Origin of the sequence: Amycolatopsis sp. NPDC051102 (genome assembly GCF_040682815.1) — a bacterium.
Taxonomy (GTDB): domain Bacteria; phylum Actinomycetota; class Actinomycetes; order Mycobacteriales; family Pseudonocardiaceae; genus Amycolatopsis.
Genome location: NZ_JBFBBT010000024.1, coordinates 1 through 20,982, shown reverse-complemented (window position 1 = coordinate 20,982; position 20,982 = coordinate 1). Strand labels below are relative to the sequence as shown.

Below are 20,982 nucleotides of genomic sequence, written 5' to 3'. Positions count from 1 at the left end.
ACGGGGTTGGGGGGGTCCACATTAACCTCAAACGCCCCCCCCACTCACGACAGGTGAGGGTCAGTCGCCGCGGCGGACCGGGCCCAGGAGCTGCTGCTCCTTGGGCGTCGTGACCAGCCTCAGCGGCCGCCACAGGTTGCGGCCCAGGGCCACCACCTGGTCGTCCTTCAGCATCGTCAGCTGGCGCATCATCTGGGGCGGCAGGTTCCAGATCCGGCCCGCCAGCTCGGCCTGGCCGGCCGGGAGGCGCTGCATCAGCACCAGGTCCGCCGCGTTGGCTGTCATGCCCGCCTGGGGGTGCAGGTACGGCAGCACGTACACCGTCGTCTGCCAGGGCGAGCGGGGCGGGAACAGGTCCTGCGGTGTCGGGCCGCCGTCCGTCACGACCAGCAGGGGCGCGTCCTCCGACGGCCGGGGCAGCTCGACCGGTGAGAGCCGGCGGATCTGCACCAGCGGCGACGGCCGCCCGTCGCGGCTGCCGGCCGCCCGGGAGAGCACCTGCCACTCCGTCGGGCGCCCGGTCGCCACCACGACCCACGCGCCGACGGCCATCGCGCGCATGGCGACCTGGCGGGCCAGGTACAACCCGCCTACCAGCACGATGCGGGTCGGGGTCGAGCGCAGCGCCGAGATGGTCAGCGGCTCGCCCTTCAGCCCCGAGCCGAGCACGATGCCGCCGCGGTCGCCCGACGGGCTGATCGCGTCGAGCATCGCGGGGTCCACCGTGAACTCCGGTGCCACCCCGCTGTTCTGCCCGGCGTCGCGGACGCGGGAGCTCATGCCGTACCTCCGATCGGCAACGTCGCGGCGAACGCGGAGACCTGCAGCCCGCGCAGCGGGGTCAGGGCCACCCCCAGCCGCTCGGACAGCCCGTGCAGCCGCTGGTCGGCGGCGTCGAGCTCACGCGGGTTCCGGGCGCTCACCCGCACCACGCCGCGCAGGCCGATCTTGCCTTCGTCGGACGCCGGCGAGATCGACATCGCCAGCGTCGCCGACAGCGCGCGGACGCTCGTCAGCGCGTTCAGGCTGCTGGTGACCTTGCCCTTCGGCCAGCCGGTGATCGCGTAGCTCGCGTGCCCGATGCCGGCCGCGGTCACGCCGGACCAGCGTTCCTGCAACGTCACCTTGGTGGGCGAACCGGCCACGGACGTCAGCTCCGCGGCCGAAATGCCCGCCCGCAGCAGCTCGTCCGGGTCCAGCGGCCGCGTCGGCACGCCCTGGGACTCCAAAGCGTTGCGCACGCGGGAAAGCGCGCCGATCAGCGCGCGGTGGGCGCCGACGACGCCGCCGCCGCGTTCCCGGATCGCCGCCGGGCACCGCTTCGGGTCGAGCCGGATCGCCACCCACGTCGTCCGCCGCGCCGCCGCGGGCAGCGGGCCCAGCACCTCCATGTAGGAGCTGAGCGCCGGCGAGTCCGACGGCAGGGCGGCGCTGCCCGGGTAGCAGTGCCAGATCATCTGGATGGAGTCGAGGACCACGCCGCGGTCCTCGAGGCAGGGGGCGAGCGCCGAGAGCGGCAGGCTCGGCGCGCCGTCGGCCTGGGTGATCAACGCCGGGGTGGGCTCGACGAGCAGCACCGCCGTCCACGTGCCGTCGTTCCAGGCGAGCCCGACCTGCTGGCGTTCGTGGTCGACGCCGTGCGCGACGACGAGGTCCGGCACGGCGATCCGCAGCAGGTTCACGCGGGCGTCGTCGGGGCCGGTCACCGAGGTCTCTTCGGCGGCCAGCTCCTCGACGGTGCTCGGCGGCAGCGGGTTCGCGACCCGGTCGTGCGAGCGGAAGGAGTAGCGCAGCGTCAGGCCGACCCACTGGGTGAACCAGCGGCCGCGCCAGCGCAGCAGCGCGACGATGAGGGCGAAGCCGGTGATGCCGATGCCGACGTACTTCAGCGACATGTCGATCGCGAGCAGCACCAGGCCGATGGCGAGGCCGACCTCGAGCACGACGAGGTTCGCCACGGGCAGCGGGCCGAGGGTGATGCCCGAGGACCGGCGCCGCGCGGGCGGCGCCATCCGGGTCGCGCCGCCGGCCGGGGGAGAGGCCGGGCTGCTGTCGTCGGGTCCCTGGGGGCCGCCGGAGCCGCCGCCGGGACCGCCAGGACCTCCAGGCCCGCCCGGGCCACCGCCACCGGGTCCACCGGGACCGCCGGCCGGGCCACCGGGTCCACCGGCCGGGCCACCGGGACCACCAGGCCCACCGGGACCGCTACCCGGCCCGCCGGGGCCGGGACGCCCGCCGGGGCCACCAGGCCCGCGCGGGGGCATGCCGGGGACACCATGGGGTCCGGTCGGCACTCCGGGAGGGCCGGCGGGAGCACCCGGAACGCCGCCAGGGCCGCCGGGACCGCCCGGCACCCCACCCGGACCACCGGGTCTGCCCGGCCGCGGCGGCGGGCCCGGCTGGCGGCCGGGCGGCGGGGGCCCGGGCGGGCCAGGCGGGCGTGGCGGGTTGGTGACGGACATCGCCGCTTTCTCTTCCCCTCGTGCTTGCTGCATACCCGGAAGCCGGGTCCCGGGGTGCCCGAGACTAGCCTGAGTTGGTAGAAACCCCACACCAGACGGTCCCCGTACGGCTATCCTGCGGAACCGTACCGCGACGGGGAGAGCTGTAGGTCGAGAATGCCATCAACACCCACGACTAAGTCTCAGGTCCAGGCGTATCAGTTCGTCCTACGGCGGATGCAGTCGGCGCTGGTCCGGCGGGACGCGGTGATGCTGCACGACCCGATGCGCACCCACACGCGGGCCACGATCGTCGGTGTCGTGCTGGGGGCGCTCGGCATGATCGTGTTCGTCGTCTGGGGGCTGCTCAGCCCGGCGCCGTCGGTGCCGGCGGCCGGGAACATCGTGATCGGCGAACAGTCCGGCACGGTGTACGTCGTCACGGGCAACCCGAAGAAGCTGATCCCGACCTTCAACCTCGCCTCGGCGCGCCTGCTGCTGCTGGCCCAGAGCAAGCAGCCCGGCAACGGCAGCGCCACCGGTGGCGCGACCGCGGCGCCCGCCCCCGCCGCGGCGGCGAGCCCGGGCAGTGTGAAGAATCCCACGGTCGTTTCCGACGAGCAGCTGAAGGACATTCCGCGCGACAAACTGACCGGAATTCCGGACGGCCCGCAGCTGATCCCGACGGATTCCCAGCGGATTTCCGCCAATTGGGCGGTCTGCGACCAGGTTCAGCTCGACCCGTCGCTGCCGAACCCCGACACGGGGCGCACCAACACCTACGTTTTCGGCGGCATCGCGCCCAGCGGCCTCGGTGCCGAGCTGGGGGAGAACGAAGCGCTGCTGGCCAAGGCCGACAACGGCAAGACCTACCTCGTCTACCGGCTGCCGAGCTCCCGGAACCGGCCGAACGCGAACACCGTGCGCGCCGAGATCGACGTCGACAACCCGAACGACGCCGTCCGGACGGCGCTGCAGCTGCCGCCCGCGCCGCGCAAGATCACGCAGGGGCTGCTGAACGCGATCCCCGAGGTCGCGAAGCTGAGCCCGCCGAAGATCGCGGCCGGCTCGGCGCCGGCGGACTTCGACGGCCTGACCGCGGGCGACGTCTTCGCCACGCAGCAGGCCGGCGAGACGACGCTGAACTACTGGGCGATCACCCGCAGCGGCATCCAGCGGGTGTCCAACGCGGTGGCCGACATCATGCGCGTGGCGAAGAACGGCAGCTCCGGCAAGATCCAGACGCTCGGCCTCGACAAGCTCGCCGGCGTGCACGTCATGCAGCCCGCCGACCCCGACTACATCGCGGTCGACGACTTCCCGCGCTCGGTGCCGACGATCCTCGACGCGACGAAGAACTCGTCGGTCGCGTGCCTGGGCTGGTCGCTGATCGGGTCCGGCCCCGATCAGGACGGGCACACCTCGGTGTACGTCGACACGCAGCTGCCCGGCCAGAAGAGCGCCGGCGAGAAGTTCACCCCGATGACGGTGACCACGCCGGGCCCGAACCGCGTGCCGCTCAACGGTTTCTACCTCAAGCCCGGGTTCGCCGCGGTGGTCCAGTCCGCCACCGGCAAGGCCAGCTTCGGCAAGGGCCAGATCCAGCTGATCTCCGACCGGGGCGTCCGCTACAGCGTTCCGGACGCCCAGACCGCGGACGCGATCGGCTTGAACAACCGGCAGCCCGCGCCGGAGTCGATCATCGGGCTGCTGCCGACCGGGGCGTCGCTGAACACTCAGGACGTGCTGCGGCAGTTCGACTCGGTGCCGATCGACCCGAACGCGGGCACCTACCCGACGGCCGCCGCGCAGCCCGGGAACTGAGCGGAACCACCGGGCCCCGGTGGGCGTCTGACGCTCGAAGGTCGTTTTGGTGAGCGGAGGTTGCCGTGGCCGGCTTGAGGATGGACGCCGTCGTCGTCGCCCGGTACGCGGTGACGGCCGACACCGCCGCGGACGACCTGGACGTGGCGGCGACCGAGGTCGGCGGCGACGTCACCGACGAGTCCTACGGGCCGCTGGGGGCGCAGATCGGCCTCGGCGCTTCGTACGGCCGTGCCGCGGGCGCGTTGCGGCGGCAGCTGGCCGACGGCGCGGAGGCGCTGCGTTCGGCCGCGGAGGCGCTGCGGCAGGTGACGGTCCGCCACGGCGGCCAGGACACCGAGGCCGCCGAGCTGATCAAGCGGGCGGGGAGGCTCGACGGATGACGACCGGATCCCTGCCGGTGGCCTCCGGGAGCGAGGACCTCACCGCGGCCGCCGAGCCCTACCTGGATTACCTGTCCGACCTCGCGCAGCAGCTCGGCGTGCTCGACCCGGTCGAGACGTACTTCCGCCCGCTGCTCGGCCGCTGGGCCGACCTCGGCGCCGAAGCGGACCGGCTGCGCCAGGCGGCGTCGGCCGCGGCCGACGTCTCCACGAGGCTCGACGACCAGCTCGGCCGCCTCGACGCGGGCTGGGAGGGCCGCGACGCGGACGCGTTCGTGACGTACATGCGCGAGATCGGCGCGGCGGGCGGCGACCTCCAAGAGGCCCTCACCACCCTGGCCGCCGCCCTCGACGACCTGGTGGCGACGCTGCGCCACGTCGTCGTCGACCTGGTGGAAGTGCTGGTGGACGCGGCCGAGCTGACGTCGGAGACGATGCTGCTCCCGAGCGGCGGCACCAAGCGGGCGCGGGCGCAGCTGCAGGAGACGCAGGACTCGGCGAAGGCCCTGTACGAGACGGCGCGCGACGTGCTGGAGGCGTTCGACCGGCTTTGCGACGGCGTCGACGACCCCGACGCGGCGTCCCGGACCATCGAGATCCGGCACCGGTACCCGCAGGAGAAGTTCAAGCTCCACGACGACGCACTGAACGAGGCGGGCGCGGCCGACGAGGTCATGACACCGTCTTCGGCGAGCGAACCGGCGGAGGGCCGCCACACGGGCGCGGGCACGGTCGACGCCGCCCCGCCCGCCGACGCGCCGCCTGCGCCGCCCGCGGCGGACGACAACCACAGCTCGTCGTCGTCCGGGATGCCGATGATGCCGATGATGGGTTTCGGCGCCTTCGGCTCGGGCGGCCAGACCCGCCGCCCGTCGAAGACCCGCCCGGTCACGAAGTCATCGGACCTGCTGGGCGAACCGGGCCTGGTCGCCCCGCCGGTGATCGGCGAGGACGAGAACCCGCCGCCGAAGAAACCCCCGGCACCGCCCGCCACGTGACCCGCGAGATACTTGGTTGGGTCAGCGGCGGCGGGGGTCGCCCTCGGCCGGGCGGTTGCGGCGGATCGTGTGCATGACGAACAACGTGATCAGCAGGGCGAGCACGCCGCCCGCCGTGCCGGCCAGCGCCACGATCACCGGCGTCGAGTTGCGGTCGTTCGCCGGCGGGAGCTGGGCCAGCTGCGGAACCGGCTTGGGCGCCGCGCCACCCACCTCCGACGGCAGGCTCTGCGTCAGCGCCGCCACCGGGTCGATGACGCCGTAGCCGACGAAGTTGTCGCGCCCGCCGGGGGCCGCCGGGTGCTGGGCCGTCTCCTTGATGCGGTTGACGATGCCCTTCGCCGTCAGGTCCGGGTACTTCGCCTTCACCAGCGCCGCGAGGCCCGCGACGTACGGCGCCGCGAAGCTCGTGCCCTGGATTTCGGTGGCCTTGTCACCGTTTTCGAACGTCAGGTTGGCCAGGCCGTCGGAGCCCTCAGCCGGGTCGAGCGAGGTGATCTTCGTGCCCGGTGCCGCGACACCGACCCACGGGCCGTGCACGCTGAACGGAGCGACACTGCCGGCCTGTTCCTCGATCGCGCCCACGGAGAGCACGTCGTCCGCGAACCACGGCGGCGTCACGATCGTCTTGGGCTTGTTCGCGTTCGGCTGGTCGTTCTGGGGGCAGGTGTCGGTGACGTTCCCCGCCGCCGCGACGATCACGATGTTCTTCGACGCCGCGTAGTGGACCGCCGCCTGGACCTGCTGTTCGCCGGTGGTGATCGAGCCGTCGGCGGTCCGGCAGTTGTCGACCGACATGTTGATGACGTCGGCCTCGTTGCGGTCGGCGATCCCGCGGATGATCTCGGCGAGGGTCTTCAGCGTGCCCGCCGTTCCGGCCTTCTCGAGCTGGCGGCCGCCGTTGGACTGGCCGGGCGACGTCCGGTCGCCCTCGCCGCTGCCGCCACCGCCGCCCGTGCTGCTCGGCGGCGGCGAAGAGCCGGCCGGCGGGTTCGTGCTCGACGACGGCGTGCCGCTGCTGCTGGCCGGCGGCGACGAGGTCTGCGTGTCGGGCTCGTAGTTCTCGCTCAGCTGGCGGTAGGACACGATGGTCGCGTCCGGCGCGACGCCGATGAACCCGACCTCCGGGTTGTCCGGCTTCGCCGCGATGATCCCGGCGACCTCGGTGCCGTGGCCGTCGCAGTCTTCGAGCCCGTCCGGCTGGCCCTTCGACGGTTTCGCGACGTACTCGCCACCGGACTGGAGCCGGTTCTGGAACCACGGGTGCCGGGTGACGCCGGTGTCGATCACGGCCACCCGCACCCCGCCGCCGATGCTGCCCGTGGCCGCCTTGACGATTTCGTGCGCCTTCGAGATCTGCAGGTAGTCCTGGCCCCACGGCCGGTTCTTGAGCACGATGTTCTGCCCGAGGGTGCTGCGCTGGACACAGCCCTTCGTCGGCTTGTAGGTCTTGTCCGGCTTGCGCTCGTCCGGGATCAGCTTGCTCTCGTCGACCGGGGGCGGGGTCGCGAAGTAGCCGTCGGCCGGGGCGGTCTGCGCCTGGGCGGGCAACACGCCGAGGGGTGCGAGGACGCCGATCGTGCCGGCGATCAGGGCCGTCGTCGTTCGCCGGGTAGTGCCGAAACGCCGTCCTGGAGTCATCGGAGATTCACCCGATCCGGTCACTTGAAGTTCAGGTGCCGCAGGGTGGTGTAGAGGTCCATCACACCCAGGGCGAGGGGCAGCACCGAGGCGATGCAGATCGCTTCGATGATCTCCACCGTGCGGCGCAGCGGCGGCGAGAACCGCTGGTTGGGGAAGATCACGCCGACCACGAGCGCCCCCGCGGCCAGCAGGAGCAGCACGCCGAAGACGTAGAGCAGGCGGTTCTGCGCGTTCGCCGTGAGCAGCCAGCCGACGGCGATCCCGGTGGCCGAAACCAGGCCGGTGGTGAGCAGGGCGATCGCCTGGCTGCCGTTGGCGTACGCGCGGGCGCGCAGGAGCAGGACGAGCGTCGCGACGACGCCGAGGATGATCCCGAACGCGCCGGGCGCGGTGGCGGCGATGATCGCGGCCACCGCGACGGTGGCGCCGCAGCCGACCATCAGGCCGGTCATGTAGTTGTGCGCGACGGCCGTGCGGCGCTCGATCGCCCGGTAGTCGGGGAAACCGGAGTCTTCCTTCAGCTCCTCGGCGTTGCTCGGGACGTGCGGCAGCGGCAGCTTCGCGAGCCAGATCGTGGCGCGCGGCAGGATCGAGATGCAGGCGAGGGCGACCGCGACGGTGCCGGCCGCGATCCCGGCCGCCGGGTGCGCGACGAGCGTGCCGAACAGGAAGGCCAGCGCGCCGAAGGTGCCCGCGGTGGCCGCCGCGATGAACGTCGTGATGCCGGCGCCGATCACCATGATGCAGACCGAGGCGACGATGATCACCAGGACCGCGCCGAGCAGCAGGTTCGCCCGCATCGACAGGCCGGGCACGATGTAGAAGCCGCTGACGAAGGCCAGTGGCAGCCCGCCCGCGGCGGCGATCAGCACGCCGGTCTGCTCCGCCTGGTACCCCTTGGCGAGCGTCGCGCCGATCGCGACGCACGCGATCGCGCCGATGCCCCCGGCGATGGCCGCGCCCAGCGCGCTGCCGCCGTAGAGCGAGCCGCTCATGAACAACGCGACGGCGGCGGCGAACAGCGCCAGCCCGCCGGCGATGTGCCCGAACCGGTTGGCGGTTTCCTTGGTCCACGGGCGGAAGCTGTCGGGGGAGGACTCGGCGATGGCGTCGACGACGTCGTCGTACAACGGCGGCGGCGGGTTCTCGTTGCGCTTGCGCAGCTGCAGCAGTTCGCCGTCGACGACGCCGAGCGAGGCCAGGGTGCGGCTGGGGTCGAGGGGCGCGTCGCCGAGCTTCGCCAGCGCCCAGCCGCCGTGCCGGGCACCGCCGTCGGGCGAGGTCTCCTTGGCCATGTCCAGCAGCATCGGCAGGAGGTCGGCCACCGCGACGTCGGCGGGCAGCGCGACGTCGATCCGCGTGGAGGGCGCGACGACCGTCACCCTGCTGAAAACTGTCGTGCCCGTGGCCACTGCACTGCCCCCGCTCGGTCGATACTGCTCCCGGGGGAACTTATACCGAACCCCGGCACCGGCATCATCGAACGTCCGAAATTCACCGGCAAGCAAAAGCCCACCGCCGCGACCCGGCATTACTGTCGGTGCCGGGCCGTACACTCGCCTGACGACGATGGGCAGCGTTCACGAGGGGTTCCGGCATCCGGCGGAATCCCGCGGGGCCGTTCGATAGGTTGGTCGCACACCTTGCGGTGGCCGCCATCGTCGAGTTTGAAGAGGGGTCCTTCGATGAGCACGCTGCAGTTCAAGAAGTCGCCGCGGCTGGCGGCACCGCGGCCGCCGGGCGGTGAGGTGCACCTCGAGCCGCCGCCCGAGGTGCCGCGGGTCATCCCCGGCAACATCGTCATGAAGGCGCTGCCGATCGTGATGATCTTCGCCTCCATCGGGATGATGGTCTTCATGTTCACCGCCAGCGGGCGGAACCCGATGATGATGGCCATGGGCGGCATGATGGTCGTCGGGACGCTCGGGATGATGGCCGGCGGTGGCGGCAAGGGCGGCGGTGCCAAGCGCGCCGAGATGGACGAAGACCGCAAGGACTACCTGCGTTACCTGGGCCAGATGCGCGACCGCGCCCGCGAGGCGATGGTCGACCAGCGCGCCGCCCTGGAATGGGTGCACCCCGACCCGCAGTCCCTCTGGTCGCTGGCCGCCAGCCGCCGCATGTGGGAACGGCGGCAGAACGACCAGGACTTCCTGCACCTGCGCGTCGGGCGCAGCTCGCACCGCCTCGCCACGCGGCTGGTCCCGCCGCAGACGGGGCCGGTCGACGAGCTGGAGCCGATCGCCACCCTCGCGCTGCGCCGGTTCGTGCGCGCGCACTCGATCGTCCCGGACCTGCCGACCCAGATCACCCTGCGCGGGTTCGCCGCGGTGAGCATGCAGGGCGACCGCGCGCTGACCCGCGGCCTCACCCGCGCGATGCTCGCGCAGCTGGTCACCTTCCACAGCCCCGACGACGTGCTGATCGCGGTCGCCACCGCGGGCCGCGCGAAGGAGGAGTGGGAGTGGGCGAAGTGGCTGCCGCACGTCCAGCACCCCACGATGTCGGACGGCATCGGCCAGCTCCGCATGATGGCCGGTTCGCTGGCCCAGATCGAAGACTGGCTCGACGAAGAACTCCGTGACCGCCAGCGCTTCTCCCGCAACGCCACGCCGGCGCCGGACCAGCCGCACGTCGTCATCATCATCGACGACGCCGAGGTCACCCGCGAAGAGCAGATCGTGCTGGAGGAGGGCCTGGTCGGCGTCACGCTGATCGACCTGTCCGACTCCCTCGGCAACCTCGCCGCCCGCCGCGGCCTCCGGCTGGTCGTCGAACCCGACCGCCTCGGCGCGCGCAGCGCCGGCGGCGTCGAGTGGTTCGGCCGCCCGGACACCCTGAGCCTGGTCGAAACCGAGTCGCTGGCCCGGCTCATCTCGCCCTACCGCGTGGGCGGTGCCGCGGGGCAGGACGTCGGCGACGAAGAGCCGCTGCTGTCCAACCCGTCGCTGCTGGAACTGCTCGGCATCCCGGGCGACCCGATGACCTTCGACGTCCAGCAGGCGTGGCGGCCGCGCCCGATCCGCGACCGCTACCGCGTGCCGTTCGGCGTCGGCGAGTATGGCCAGCCGGTGGAGCTGGACATCAAAGAAGCCGCCGCCGAAGGCATGGGCCCGCACGGCCTGTGCATCGGGGCGACCGGTTCCGGCAAGTCGGAGTTCCTCCGCACCCTGGTGCTGGGCCTGCTGTCCACGCACTCGTCGTCGACGCTGAACTTCGTCCTCGTCGACTTCAAGGGTGGCGCGACGTTCATGGGCCTGGACAAGGCCCCGCACGTCTCCGCCGTCATCACGAACCTCGCGGACGAGGTCACGCTGGTCGACCGCATGAAGGATGCGCTGGCCGGCGAGATGAACCGGCGGCAGGAAGCGCTGAAGAACGGCGGCAACTTCAAGAACGTCTGGGAATACGAGAAGGCGCGCGAAAACGGCGCCGACCTCGACCCGCTGCCCGCGCTGTTCATCGTCTGCGACGAGTTTTCCGAACTGCTGAGCGCGAAGCCGGACTTCATCGACCTGTTCGTCGCCATCGGCCGGCTGGGCCGGTCGCTGCAGATGCACATGCTGCTCGCCTCGCAGCGTCTCGAAGAGGGCAAGCTGCGCGGCCTCGACTCGCACCTGTCGTACCGGATCGGCCTCAAGACGTTCTCGGCCGCGGAGTCCCGCGCCGCGATCGGCGTGCCGGACGCGTTCGAGCTGCCGTCGGTCCCCGGTGGCGGGTACCTCAAGTACGACACGTCGACCCTGGTGCGGTTCAAGGCCGCCTACGTCTCGGGCCCGTACCGGCCGGCCGGCCTCAAGGCGGCGGGCCCGGCGGCGACCGTGGTCCGCGCCGACAAGCGGCCGCAGCTGTTCGTCCCGGACTTCGTCGAGCTGCCGAAGGAGCCGGAACCGCAGTTCATCGAGGAAGCGCCGAAGGAGGAGCAGCGGCAGCCCGAAGAAGCGGTCGAACCCAGCGAGCTCGACGTCATCGTCTCGCGGCTGATCGGGCAGGGCCCGCCGGCGCACGAGGTGTGGCTGCCGCCGCTGAAGGACCCGAACTCGCTCGACACCCTGCTGCCGAACCTGAACCCGACCGACGACCGCGGCCTGTCCCCGGTCGGCTTCTTCGGCAACGGGCGGCTGCAGGTGCCGCTGGGCATCATCGACCGGCCGTACGAGCAGCGGCGTGACCCGCTCTGGGCGGACTTCTCCGGCGCGGCCGGGCACGGCGTGATCGTCGGCGGCCCGCAGACCGGCAAGTCGACGATGCTGCGGACGCTGATCATGTCGATGGCGCTGACGCACACGCCGGAGGAGGCGCAGTTCTACTGCCTCGACCTCGGTGGTGGCACCCTGGCCGGGCTCGCGGATCTGCCGCACGTCGGCGGCGTCGCGGTGGCCCGGCGCGAGCCGGACAAGGCGCGGCGGATCGTGGCCGAGCTGACCACCCTGCTCACCGAGCGGGAAGGCCGGTTCGGGGCGATGGGCATCGACTCGATGACCGAGTTCCGCAACCGCAAGCGCCGCGGCGAGATCCGGCCGGAGCAGGACCCGTTCGGCGATGCGTTCCTGGTCGTGGACAACTGGCGGGCCCTGCGGGATGACTTCGAAGAGCTCGAAACCACGATCACCCGGCTCGCCACGCAGGGTCTGTCCTACGGCGTGCACGTGATCATCGCCGCCAACCGGTGGGCCGACATCCGCCCGGCGATCAAGGACATGCTGGGCACCCGGTTCGAGCTGCGCCTCGGTGACCCGACCGAGTCGGACATCGACCGGCGGATCGCGGTGAACATCCCGGCCGGGCGGCCGGGCCGGGGCCTGACCCGGGACAAGCTGCACATGCTGGGCGGCCTGCCGCGGATCGACGGCTCCAGCGACCCGGAGACGATCGCGGCCGGCGTGGCCGACGCGGTGGCGAAGATCAAGGGCGCCTGGCGCGGCCGTGTCGCGCCGCAGGTCCGCCTGCTGCCGGAACTGATCACCTACGAAGAGGTGCTCAAGCTCGACTCCGCCCGGGACTCCAAGCTCATCCCGATCGGCGTCAACGAAGAGGACCTGCAGCCGATCTACCTCGACTTCAACGCCGAGCCGCACTTCTACGCCTTCGCGGACGGCGAGTCGGGCAAGACGAACCTGCTGCGGCAGATCGCCCGGGGCATCTCCGAGCGCTACACCGCCAAGGAGGGGCTGATCCTGCTCGTCGACTACCGGCGCACGATGCTCGGGTTCATCCAGGGCGACTCGCTGCTCGGGTACGCGGTGTCGGCGGCGCAGCTGGAAAGCATGATCAACGACGTCTTCAACTCGATGACGCGGCGCCTGCCGGGGCCGGACGTCACGCAGGAGCAGCTGAAGACGCGGTCCTGGTGGAAGGGCCCGGAGCTGTTCATCCTGGTCGACGACTACGACCTGGTGGCCACCTCCAGCACCAACCCGCTGCGGAAGATCTCCGACTTCCTCCCGCAGGCCAAGGACGTCGGCCTGCACCTGGTGGTCGTGCGGCGCACCGGTGGCGCGAGCAAGGCGATGTACGACCCGATCATCGGCAAGCTCAAGGAGATCGCGGCGCCGGGCATGGTGATGAACGGCTCGCGGGACGAGGGGCCGCTGGTCGGCAACATCAAGCCGAGCGCGATGCCGCCGGGCCGGGGCAACATGCTCACCCGCAAGAACGGCAAGCAGCTGATCCAGGTGTCGTGGATCCAGCCGGACTGAGCACGGCCGCGGGGCGCCGCACGGCGGAGGGTAGGTTCCTCCCCGGGGACGCGCCCCGCCGGCCGGGCGCGGGGGATCGCGACGAAGACTGCGGGAGCTGCTGGTGACGGTCCGGGTTGCGGTGGACTTCGGGACCTCGAGCACCTGCGTCGTCGCTTCGGTGAACGGGCGCGAGCCGCAGGTCGTGGTGATCGACGGCCAGCCGCTGATGTCTTCGGCGGTGTACGCGGCGGCGGACGGCACGCTGTTCGTCGGCCAGGAGGCCGAGCGGCAGGCGGCCGTCGACCCGTCGCGGTACGAGCCGAACCCGAAGCGCCGGATCGACGAGGGCGAGCTGCTGCTCGGCGAGAGCGTCCTGCGGGTCACCGACGTCGTGCACGCCGTGCTGGGGCGCGCGGTGGCCGAGGCGCGCCGGCTGGCCGGTGACGCCGAGGTCGACCTGCTCGTGCTGACCCACCCGGCGGACTGGGGCGCGATCCGCACCCGGCTGCTGCGGCAGGCCGCCGGCGGGCTGGCGCGCGAGGTCGCGCTGGTGCCGGAGCCGGTCGCGGCGGCGGTGTACCACGCGGCGACGTTCGCGCCGCAGGACGTGACGAACGACCGCACCGTCGAGTTCAGCGGCCGCCCCGGCGACGCCCTCGCGGTGCTCGACCTCGGCGGCGGCACGGTCGACGTCAGCGTCGTCCGGCGGCTGCCGCCGGAGCCCGGGCGGGACCGCGCCGGCCGTCCGCAGCGCGGCGGTTTCCAGGTGCTCGCTACCCGGGGTGACCCCGGCTTCGGCGGCGCGGACATCGACCAGGCGCTGCTCGAACACATCGGTTCGCTGGTGGCCGCGGCCGACCCGGACGCCTGGCGCCAGCTCGTCGAAGGGCGCGAGCTGGTCGACCGGCGCCGCCGCCGCGTGCTGCGCCAGGACGTGCGGGGCGCGAAGGAGACGCTGTCGCGGCACGCCTACACCGACGTGCCGATGCCGCCGCCGTTCGCCGACGCGCACGTCACCCGGGAAGACCTCGAACGGCTGATCGCGGCGCCGCTGGGCCGCGCGGTCGAGCTGACGGTGGCGGCGATCGGCGACGCCGGTCTGCGGCCGAAGCAGCTCACGGCGATCTTCCTGGTCGGCGGGTCGAGCCGGATCCCGATGATCTCGCGGCTGGTGCACGAACGCACCGGCGTCGTGCCGACGAGCCTCGACCAGCCCGAGACGGTCGTCGCGCGCGGCGCGCTGCGGGCGGTGCTGGTGGACCCGGACCGCACCGGCGCGCTGCCCGGTGAGGCGATGGCGCGGCTGGCGTCGGTGCCGGGTGCCGCCGCCGGCCCGGCGGCCCAGCGCACCGAGATCGTCCGGCCCGGCGACGTCGCCCCGCGGCCGGTGCCGCCGCGCGCCCCGGCCGGGTTCCCGCCGAACGCGAACCGCCCGGCGCCGCCGCCGACCCCGCCGCCCGGCCGGCCGGCGGTCCGCCCGTGGACGCCGCCCGCCGGCCAGCCCGCCCAGCCGGGCCCGCCGTCCGGGGTCCGCCCCGCGCCCGAGCCGGCCGCGAAGAGCCGCCGGAAGCTGTGGGGCGTCGTCGGGATCGCGGTGGTCGTCGTGGCCGCGCTCGTCGTCGGCGGGATCTTCGTCTTCCGCGACTCGGGGAACCAGGTCGAGAGCGGCCACACGTTCTCGCAGTACGACTTCAAGTTCGTCGCGCCCCAAGATTGGGTGCAGACCGACGACCGGGTCGCCGAGCGGCAGGTCGTCATCCACCCGCAGGAGTCCCAGGGCGGCAACGACCTACTGGTCGCGCAGGAGTACGTCATGGACTACGACGCGACCGCGAATCCGCAGAAGCTCGTCGACGAGCTCAAGCGCAGCGCCGACGGCGACCCGGCGCGCTGGAGCGCGTTCAACCCGAGCCTGTCGTACGCCGGGAAGACCGTGATCGGGTACCACGAAAGCAAGCCGGACCGGCCCGACCTCCAGGTCGACTGGTACGTCGTGGCGAAGGGCCGGATCCGGGTCCACGTCGGCTGCCAGTACGCCACGGACGGGCTGCGGGAGCGGGTCGGTGCCGCGTGCGTGCAGGCCGTGCGCACCGTCGAGATCCTCAACTGAGAGGCGGGCACGCGGTGCCGTCCGGAGAATTCGAAAGCGCCGCGGCGTCCTTCAAGCGGGCCGGCCAGGACGCGGTGACGCACGCGCGTCGCGTCGCCGGGACCGCGAAGGCGCGGAACCAGCGCCACCACAGCGAAAACGCCGACCTGCTGAAGCAGAGCGGGCGCGGCACGAAGTCCGGCGACCCGACGCCGGGCACGCTGCGCGCGGCCGCCGAACGGTTCCGCCGCGCCCGCGGGCTGGCGGTTCCCGATCCGGTTCCTTCGCGTTCGCAATCTCCCGCGCGAACCCCTCGATCGGGTGACGACGACGAAGACTTTTCCCAGATGCGAATTCTGCAGCGCGATCAGTGAAAGCGCGCCGCGGCTGCTGTGCGCGTGCTAATCCCGCTGGTAGCGAACGCATTTACGGGTGACGCCCCACCGCTTCGCTGCGTTCTCCCGATACCCGCGGCGACCGGTTCCCCAGGTGGGCGTTAACGCAAGCAACTACTTCCGGGCAAACCACGACAAGGGGGAACCGGGCATGGCAGTGTCTGCGTCGTAGGGCCGTACGAACGAACAAGCTTGGTTGCGGCCAAACTCCACATCACAGAAGGGGGTCCCGACATGAGCGGTGGGCCTGGTTTTCAAGGGACAGTTGCCCAGTTCACGGACGCCGAAGGCAAGGTGACCGAGGTCCGGGCGCAGATGGACCAGAACCTCGCGACCCTGCGCGACCGCATCGAGGCCACCAGGGCCGGCTGGTCGGGCGATGCCGCGAAGGCGTTCAACCACGTGATGATGCGGTTCGACGACGACGCCCGCGGCATGGCGCAGGCCCTGCAGCGCATCGGTGAGCTGCTCCGCGAGGCCGGTTCGAAGTACGAGCGTTCCGAGCAGCAGCAGCAGGAGATCCTCAGCGCCGTCAACGCGGGCTTCGACCAGCTCGGCTGAGTTCCACCCGAACTTTCCGAAACTTCACCTGAACTTCCTCCGCACAAAAGGAGCTCATCATGCCTGACACTCCCGGCATTCTCGTCAATTACGCCACCATCCGCGCGGCCGCCGACGACTGCACCCAGACCGGTGGCGAGCTGCAGACCTCGTTCGACCGCCTGAAGGACGACCTCAAGCCGCTGGTCACCACCTGGACCGGTTCCGCGAAGGAACAGTACGACGCGGCGCAGCGCACCTGGGACCAGAAGTTCGAGGACATGAAGCAGGTTCTGGCGCAGATCGCCGCCGCCCTGCCCCAGATCGCCGACGGCTACCAGGCCACGGACAACGCCGTCGAGAGCCTGTTCTGAGCCGGTAGTCCCGGAAACCACGGCGGGCCCGCACTCCGGTGCGGGGCCCGCCGTTTTCCGTTGGCCGGCAAGGAAAACCGCGCGGCTCAGTGCGGCGCGCCGACCTCGTACTCGGGCCGGTCGTTGAGCACCCGCACGGTCACCTTCTTCTGCTGCCCGCCGATCGTGACCGTGCAGTCGAACGTCGTCCCGTTCTGCGCGGCCTCGTTCGCCGGGCACTGCGCGTTCTTCACGTCCGGCTCGCCGTAGTTCTCGTTCAGGACCTTCACCACACCGTCCTGAAGGGACTGCTGGTCCAGCACGTCCCCGCGGAACGCCCCCAGCAGCCACGCCGCGCCGCCGCCGAGCGCGAGCACCAGGACCGCGGCGGCCGCGATCAGCAGCGGCTTCTTCGACTTCGGCTTCTTCTCCGGCTCCGCAGCGAACGCACCCAGGCCGCCGTACTGCGCCGGCTGGAACCCCTGGAACCCGCCGCCGTACTGCAGCTGCCCGTGTCCCGCTGCCGGCGGCTGCTGCTGGGGCGTGGGCTGGGACGGCGGCTGCCACGGGCCGCTGCCCTGTCCCGGTTGCCACGGCCCGGAGAACGAGCCCGACGGCGCCGGGGGCCACGGGCCGGTGGCCGGCCCCGCGGCCGGGTCGGCGGTCTGCTGCCACTGCCCGGCGTGCGGGCCCGTCGCCTGCTGCTCCGGCTGCCACGCGCCGGGCTGCGGCGCCGCACCCGGCGGCGTCGACGGCGGCTGCCACCACTGCGGCTGCCGCGGGTCGGGGGGCCGGGATGGTGGCGACGGTGTTGTCATCGGAGATCACCTCGGGTCGTGGTCACTCAGCTGCCCTGCGCTTCGCCGAGCCGGCGGTAGAAGTCGTCCATCGCCGCCCGGTCCGGCAGGACGGTGATCTGGCTCGCGTCCGGCAGCTTCGGCATGTCCTGCAGGCTCGCCTTGCCGGTGAACCGGAACTCGTACTTGAGCTCGAGCTGGTGGCCGTCGCCGGCGAACTTGGCCTCCATCACGAACGAGGCCAGGCTGCCGTCGGGGTTGAGCGTGATCGTCGCCGGGACCGCGGCCTTCTTCAGCTCCGGCCCGACCTGGCCGGTGATGCTCGGCGGCAGGATCTCGACCTTGTCCTTGACGAAGATCCCGAACGGCACGTTCACCGTCAGCGCGGTCTTGCCGTCGCCGAGGCTCTTCGCCCCGCGGACCGCGCGCTTGTCGGCCTCGTACACCTCCACGGTCGAGTCCGCCATCCGGCACGGCGTCAGCACCCCGCCCCAGGCGCACGGCACGACCAGGCCGCCCTCCGGCTTCGGCATCGACACCCACGCCGTCGGCGAGACGCCCTTCTGCACGTACATCGGGCCGAGGTAGGTGTACTCGACCGCGCCCTCCGCGGGCGTGTACGTGTCGATGATCTCGTCCGGGTTCTTCTGCGACCGGTGCCGCACCGCCCGGCTCTCCGGGTTGCCGGTGCGCGCCGACGTCACGGTGCTGTGGATCCACTTGTCGTCGAACTTGAAGTAGGCGTCCAGCGAGTTGGTGACGTCGCGCGAGTCCGTGATGGCGCCGGAGAGCTTGTCGATGACCTGCTCGAACTTGGCGCCGACGTAGTCGGCCGCGTCGTCGCCCTTCGGCAGCGCGGTGCCCGCCTTCGCCTGGCCGCAGGCGCTGACCAGGGCCAGGAGGGCGCCCAGGACGAAGATCGCCGTCGCTCGTTTCCTCATGCCGTCCCCTGCTCGCCTGGTGCCGCCCGGATCGCTCCATCCTCGCGTGCCGCGGCGGTGCGTGCGGGCGCTTCGGCGCGGAAATCCGGTAGGGTCCCGGCTGCGCCCGGGCCGCTAGGAGCCTAATATGGGCGCATCCACCACCCCCCATGCGCGGGTGCGGTGACCGTGGGGGTATCTTCATATGTCGTTGTGCGCTGCGGCGCGTAAGCGCTAGGCCCGCACAGAACCCACACGCAATGTTGACGACGAGGTAGACCCTTGCCCACGTACAGCCCCAAGCCCGGCGACGTCACTCGTGCCTGGCACGTGATCGACGCCGAGGATGTCGTGCTCGGACGGCTGGCGACCGAGGTCGCCACGCTGCTGCGCGGCAAGCACAAGCCGACCTACGCCCCGCACGTGGACACCGGTGACTTCGTCATCATCGTCAACGCCGAGAAGGTCGCGCTCACCGGAAACAAGCGCGAGCAGAAGTTCGCGTACCGGCACAGCGGTTACCCGGGCGGTCTGCGGAAGCGCTCGTTCGGCGAGCTGCTGGACACCAAGCCCGAGCACCTTGTCGAGAAGGTCGTCAAGGGCATGCTGCCGAAGAACAAGCTCGGCCGCGCCCAGGCGAAGAAGCTGAAGGTGTACGCCGGCCCGCAGCACCCGCACGCCGCGCAGCAGCCGCAGGCGCGCGAGATCACCAAGATCGCGCAGGTCGCGCAGTGAGTGAGGAACAGTCTGTGACCAGCACCGAGACCGAGACCCCCGAGGTCGTCGAGGCCACCGAGGCGACCGAGACCGGCGCCGTCGCGACCAGTGAGACCCCGGTCGCCACCAGCGAGTCCGCCGCCGCCCCGCGCCCGTCGCGCGCCGCCGGTGGCAACGCGCAGACCGTCGGCCGCCGCAAGGAAGCCGTCGTCCGCGTGCGGGTCGTCCCGGGCACCGGTCAGTTCAAGCTCAACGGCCGCACCCTCGAGGAGTACTTCCCGAACAAGGTGCACCAGCAGCTCATCAAGGACCCGCTGGTCCTGGTCGAGAAGCCGGACTCGTTCGACATCTTCGCCAACCTGCACGGTGGCGGCGTCTCGGGTCAGGCGGGCGCGCTGCGCCTCGCGATCGCCCGTGCGCTCATCGAGGTCGACGCCGACGACCGCCCGGCCCTCAAGAAGGCCGGCTTCCTGACCCGTGACGCGCGCGCCACGGAGCGGAAGAAGTACGGCCTCAAGAAGGCCCGCAAGGCCCCGCAGTACAGCAAGCGCTGATCGCGCCCTTGGCGCAACTCACCGGAGCGCCCATCCGTCCATCGGATGGGCGCTCCGGCGTTTTCCGGGGTACCCGGATCCGGGCCGTGTCGTTTGCGCAGTCCGGAACGACATCACCGGGGTGGGGGAACGCGGTCCGTCAGGGTCGCTAGGTTGTCGTGGTGGTCACGCGATCGTGACCGTTTTGAGGAGGTCGATCGATGGCACGCCTGTTCGGGACCGACGGGGTCCGTGGCCTGGCCAACGCCGAGCTGACGCCGGAGCTCGCGCTGGCACTGGCGGCCAGCGCCGCCCGCGTGCTCGCCGCGCACGACCGCTCGCACCGGCCGGTCGCCGTGGTCGGCCGTGACCCGCGCGCCAGCGGCGAGATGCTCGAGGCCGCCGTCGTGGCGGGCCTGACGTCCGCCGGCGCCGACGTGCGCCGCGTCGGCGTGCTGCCCACGCCGGCCGTCGCGTACCTGGTCGGCGCGCTCGAGGCCGACCTCGGTGTGATGATCTCCGCGTCGCACAACCCGATGCCGGACAACGGCATCAAGCTCTTCGCCGCGGGCGGCCACAAGCTCCCCGACGGCATCGAGGACGAGATCGAAGCCGGCCTGTCCGCCGGCGCCGTCCGCCCGACGGGCGCCGGTGTGGGGCGCGTCACGGACGTCGAAGACGCCCTCGACCGCTACGCCGCCCACCTGCTGGACGCCACGCCGCACCCGCTCGCCGGGCTGAAGGTGGTCGTCGACTGCGCCAACGGGGCTTCGTCGGCCGCCGCGCCCGAGGTCTACCGCCGCGCCGGCGCCGAGGTCGTGGCCCTGCACGCCGACCCGGACGGCATCAACATCAACGACCACTGCGGCTCCAACCACCCGGAGCAGCTGCGCAAGGCCGTCGTCGCGCACGGCGCCGACCTGGGCATCGCGCACGACGGCGACGCCGACCGCTGCGTGGCCGTCGACTCCGCCGGCGAGCTGGTGGACGGCGACCAGATCATGGCGGTCCTGGCGCTCTCGCTGGCCGAGTCCGGCGAGCTGGCCAAGGACACCCTGGTCGCGACCGTGATGAGCAACCTCGGCCTGCACCTGGCCATGAAGGCGCACGGCATCACCGTCGTGACGACGGCGGTCGGCGACCGGTACGTCCTCGAAGAGCTGCGCGCCAGCGGGTACGCGCTCGGCGGCGAACAGTCCGGCCACGTCGTGCTCCCGGCCCACGCCACCACCGGCGACGGCCTGCTCACCGCGCTGCGCCTGATGAGCCGGATGGCCGCGACGGGCAAGTCCTTGGCCGACCTGGCGGCCGTGATGAACCGGCTGCCGCAGGTGCTGGTCAACGTCCCGGTGGCCGACAAGGCCGCCGTCGCCGGTTCCGCCGAGGTCCGCGACGCCGTCGGCGCGGTCGAGGCCGAGCTGGGCGAGGAAGGCCGGGTGCTGCTGCGCCCGTCCGGCACCGAGCAGCTGGTCCGCGTGATGGTCGAGGCCCCGGCCCAGGCCACCGCCCAGGCCGCGGCCGACCGCCTCGCGGGCGTCGTCTCAGCGGTTTCCTGACGCCGTCGTGAGTGTTCAGGCGGGGGGGTAGAAGGAGGTAAAAAAAAAAAAAAAACCCCCGCCGCCCAACCCGAGGGACACCGGAGGATGTTAACAAACAACCCACCCCCC

Annotated in this window: 17 protein-coding genes; 11 read left to right on the top strand and 6 right to left on the bottom strand. The window is 71.9% G+C overall.

Annotated elements, in window-relative coordinates; all coding sequences use genetic code 11:
* Positions 1-60: 60 nt before the first annotated feature.
* Both AB0M93_RS40620 and eccE read right to left on the bottom strand, forming a co-directional pair.
* Positions 61-780, bottom strand: a complete 720-nt coding sequence (locus AB0M93_RS40620; protein WP_364284777.1) for a hypothetical protein — start codon at positions 778-780, stop codon at positions 61-63.
* The gene (gene eccE, locus AB0M93_RS40615) at positions 777-2,012 is read right to left on the bottom strand and encodes a type VII secretion protein EccE (RefSeq protein ID WP_364284775.1); all 1,236 of its coding nucleotides are present in this window, start codon (positions 2,010-2,012) and stop codon (positions 777-779) included. The genes AB0M93_RS40620 and eccE overlap by 4 nt, the downstream gene beginning before the upstream one ends.
* 606 nt (positions 2,013-2,618) lie before the next feature.
* Here eccE and eccB point away from each other — a divergent pair.
* The 3 genes from eccB (at position 2,619) to AB0M93_RS40600 (ending at position 5,646) form a co-directional block, all read left to right on the top strand.
* Positions 2,619-4,265: a type VII secretion protein EccB gene (gene eccB, locus AB0M93_RS40610; protein WP_364284773.1), complete on the top strand. Its 1,647-nt coding sequence runs from the start codon at positions 2,619-2,621 to the stop codon at positions 4,263-4,265.
* A gap of 65 nt (positions 4,266-4,330) precedes the next feature.
* Complete coding sequence (locus tag AB0M93_RS40605) at positions 4,331-4,648, top strand: hypothetical protein (RefSeq protein WP_364284771.1); 318 nt, start codon at positions 4,331-4,333, stop codon at positions 4,646-4,648.
* Complete coding sequence (locus AB0M93_RS40600; protein ID WP_364284769.1) at positions 4,645-5,646, top strand: WXG100 family type VII secretion target; 1,002 nt, start codon at positions 4,645-4,647, stop codon at positions 5,644-5,646. The genes AB0M93_RS40605 and AB0M93_RS40600 overlap by 4 nt, the downstream gene beginning before the upstream one ends.
* A 21-nt stretch (positions 5,647-5,667) precedes the next feature.
* Here AB0M93_RS40600 and AB0M93_RS40595 read toward each other — a convergent pair whose 3' ends face one another.
* Together AB0M93_RS40595 and eccD are read right to left on the bottom strand one after the other, a co-directional pair.
* Entirely contained in the window at positions 5,668-7,287 is a 1,620-nt protein-coding gene (locus AB0M93_RS40595; RefSeq protein WP_364284767.1) for a type VII secretion-associated serine protease mycosin, read from the bottom strand.
* A gap of 20 nt (positions 7,288-7,307) precedes the next feature.
* Positions 7,308-8,672: a type VII secretion integral membrane protein EccD gene (gene eccD / locus AB0M93_RS40590; RefSeq protein WP_364284765.1), complete on the bottom strand. Its 1,365-nt coding sequence runs from the start codon at positions 8,670-8,672 to the stop codon at positions 7,308-7,310.
* A 303-nt stretch (positions 8,673-8,975) separates the two neighbouring features.
* On the opposite strand from eccD, the gene eccCa reads away from it, so the two are divergent.
* The 5 genes from eccCa to AB0M93_RS40565 all read left to right on the top strand — a co-directional run bounded on the left by eccCa (position 8,976) and on the right by AB0M93_RS40565 (position 16,369).
* On the top strand, positions 8,976-12,989 hold the full coding sequence (gene eccCa, locus AB0M93_RS40585; RefSeq protein WP_364284763.1) for a type VII secretion protein EccCa: 4,014 nt from the start codon (positions 8,976-8,978) through the stop codon (positions 12,987-12,989).
* Positions 12,990-13,092: 103 nt separating this feature from the next.
* The gene (locus AB0M93_RS40580) at positions 13,093-15,081 is read left to right on the top strand and encodes a type VII secretion-associated protein (protein WP_364284761.1); all 1,989 of its coding nucleotides are present in this window, start codon (positions 13,093-13,095) and stop codon (positions 15,079-15,081) included.
* 14 nt (positions 15,082-15,095) lie between these two features.
* Positions 15,096-15,434: a hypothetical protein gene (locus tag AB0M93_RS40575; RefSeq protein ID WP_364284759.1), complete on the top strand. Its 339-nt coding sequence runs from the start codon at positions 15,096-15,098 to the stop codon at positions 15,432-15,434.
* Between the two features lie 255 nt (positions 15,435-15,689).
* On the top strand, positions 15,690-16,016 hold the full coding sequence (locus AB0M93_RS40570) for a WXG100 family type VII secretion target (RefSeq protein WP_364248249.1): 327 nt from the start codon (positions 15,690-15,692) through the stop codon (positions 16,014-16,016).
* Between the two features lie 59 nt (positions 16,017-16,075).
* A complete protein-coding gene (locus AB0M93_RS40565; protein ID WP_364284757.1) occupies positions 16,076-16,369 on the top strand; it encodes a WXG100 family type VII secretion target in 294 nt (97 codons plus the stop codon).
* Between the two features lie 86 nt (positions 16,370-16,455).
* On the opposite strand, the gene AB0M93_RS40560 is transcribed toward AB0M93_RS40565, so the two are convergent.
* Positions 16,456-17,166, bottom strand: a complete 711-nt coding sequence (locus AB0M93_RS40560; RefSeq protein ID WP_364284755.1) for a DUF4333 domain-containing protein — start codon at positions 17,164-17,166, stop codon at positions 16,456-16,458.
* Positions 17,167-17,192: 26 nt separating this feature from the next.
* Complete coding sequence (locus AB0M93_RS40555; RefSeq protein ID WP_364284753.1) at positions 17,193-18,086, bottom strand: hypothetical protein; 894 nt, start codon at positions 18,084-18,086, stop codon at positions 17,193-17,195.
* A 261-nt stretch (positions 18,087-18,347) separates the two neighbouring features.
* On the opposite strand from AB0M93_RS40555, the gene rplM reads away from it, so the two are divergent.
* From rplM to glmM, 3 genes are all read left to right on the top strand, one after another.
* The gene (gene rplM / locus AB0M93_RS40550) at positions 18,348-18,800 is read left to right on the top strand and encodes a 50S ribosomal protein L13 (protein WP_004560141.1); all 453 of its coding nucleotides are present in this window, start codon (positions 18,348-18,350) and stop codon (positions 18,798-18,800) included.
* Between the two features lie 14 nt (positions 18,801-18,814).
* On the top strand, positions 18,815-19,336 hold the full coding sequence (gene rpsI / locus AB0M93_RS40545) for a 30S ribosomal protein S9 (RefSeq protein WP_364284751.1): 522 nt from the start codon (positions 18,815-18,817) through the stop codon (positions 19,334-19,336).
* 200 nt (positions 19,337-19,536) lie between these two features.
* Positions 19,537-20,871, top strand: coding sequence for a phosphoglucosamine mutase (gene glmM / locus AB0M93_RS40540; protein ID WP_364284749.1), 1,335 nt, complete (start codon positions 19,537-19,539; stop codon positions 20,869-20,871).
* The last annotated feature ends 111 nt before the right edge of the window (positions 20,872-20,982 follow it).

Excerpts from the sequence above, each read along its gene's own strand:
- AB0M93_RS40620 (WP_364284777.1), bottom strand. The coding sequence starts at position 780 with ATGAGCTCCCGCGTCCGCGACGCCGGGCAGAACAGCGGGGTGGCACCG.
- eccE (WP_364284775.1), bottom strand. The coding sequence starts at position 2,012 with ATGGCGCCGCCCGCGCGGCGCCGGTCCTCGGGCATCACCCTCGGCCCG.
- eccB (WP_364284773.1), top strand. The coding sequence starts at position 2,619 with ATGCCATCAACACCCACGACTAAGTCTCAGGTCCAGGCGTATCAGTTC.
- AB0M93_RS40600 (WP_364284769.1), top strand. The coding sequence starts at position 4,645 with ATGACGACCGGATCCCTGCCGGTGGCCTCCGGGAGCGAGGACCTCACC.
- AB0M93_RS40595 (WP_364284767.1), bottom strand. The coding sequence starts at position 7,287 with ATGACTCCAGGACGGCGTTTCGGCACTACCCGGCGAACGACGACGGCC.
- eccCa (WP_364284763.1), top strand. The coding sequence starts at position 8,976 with ATGAGCACGCTGCAGTTCAAGAAGTCGCCGCGGCTGGCGGCACCGCGG.
- AB0M93_RS40570 (WP_364248249.1), top strand. The coding sequence starts at position 15,690 with ATGAGCGGTGGGCCTGGTTTTCAAGGGACAGTTGCCCAGTTCACGGAC.
- AB0M93_RS40565 (WP_364284757.1), top strand. The coding sequence starts at position 16,076 with ATGCCTGACACTCCCGGCATTCTCGTCAATTACGCCACCATCCGCGCG.
- AB0M93_RS40560 (WP_364284755.1), bottom strand. The coding sequence starts at position 17,166 with ATGACAACACCGTCGCCACCATCCCGGCCCCCCGACCCGCGGCAGCCG.
- AB0M93_RS40555 (WP_364284753.1), bottom strand. The coding sequence starts at position 18,086 with ATGAGGAAACGAGCGACGGCGATCTTCGTCCTGGGCGCCCTCCTGGCC.
- glmM (WP_364284749.1), top strand. The coding sequence starts at position 19,537 with ATGGCACGCCTGTTCGGGACCGACGGGGTCCGTGGCCTGGCCAACGCC.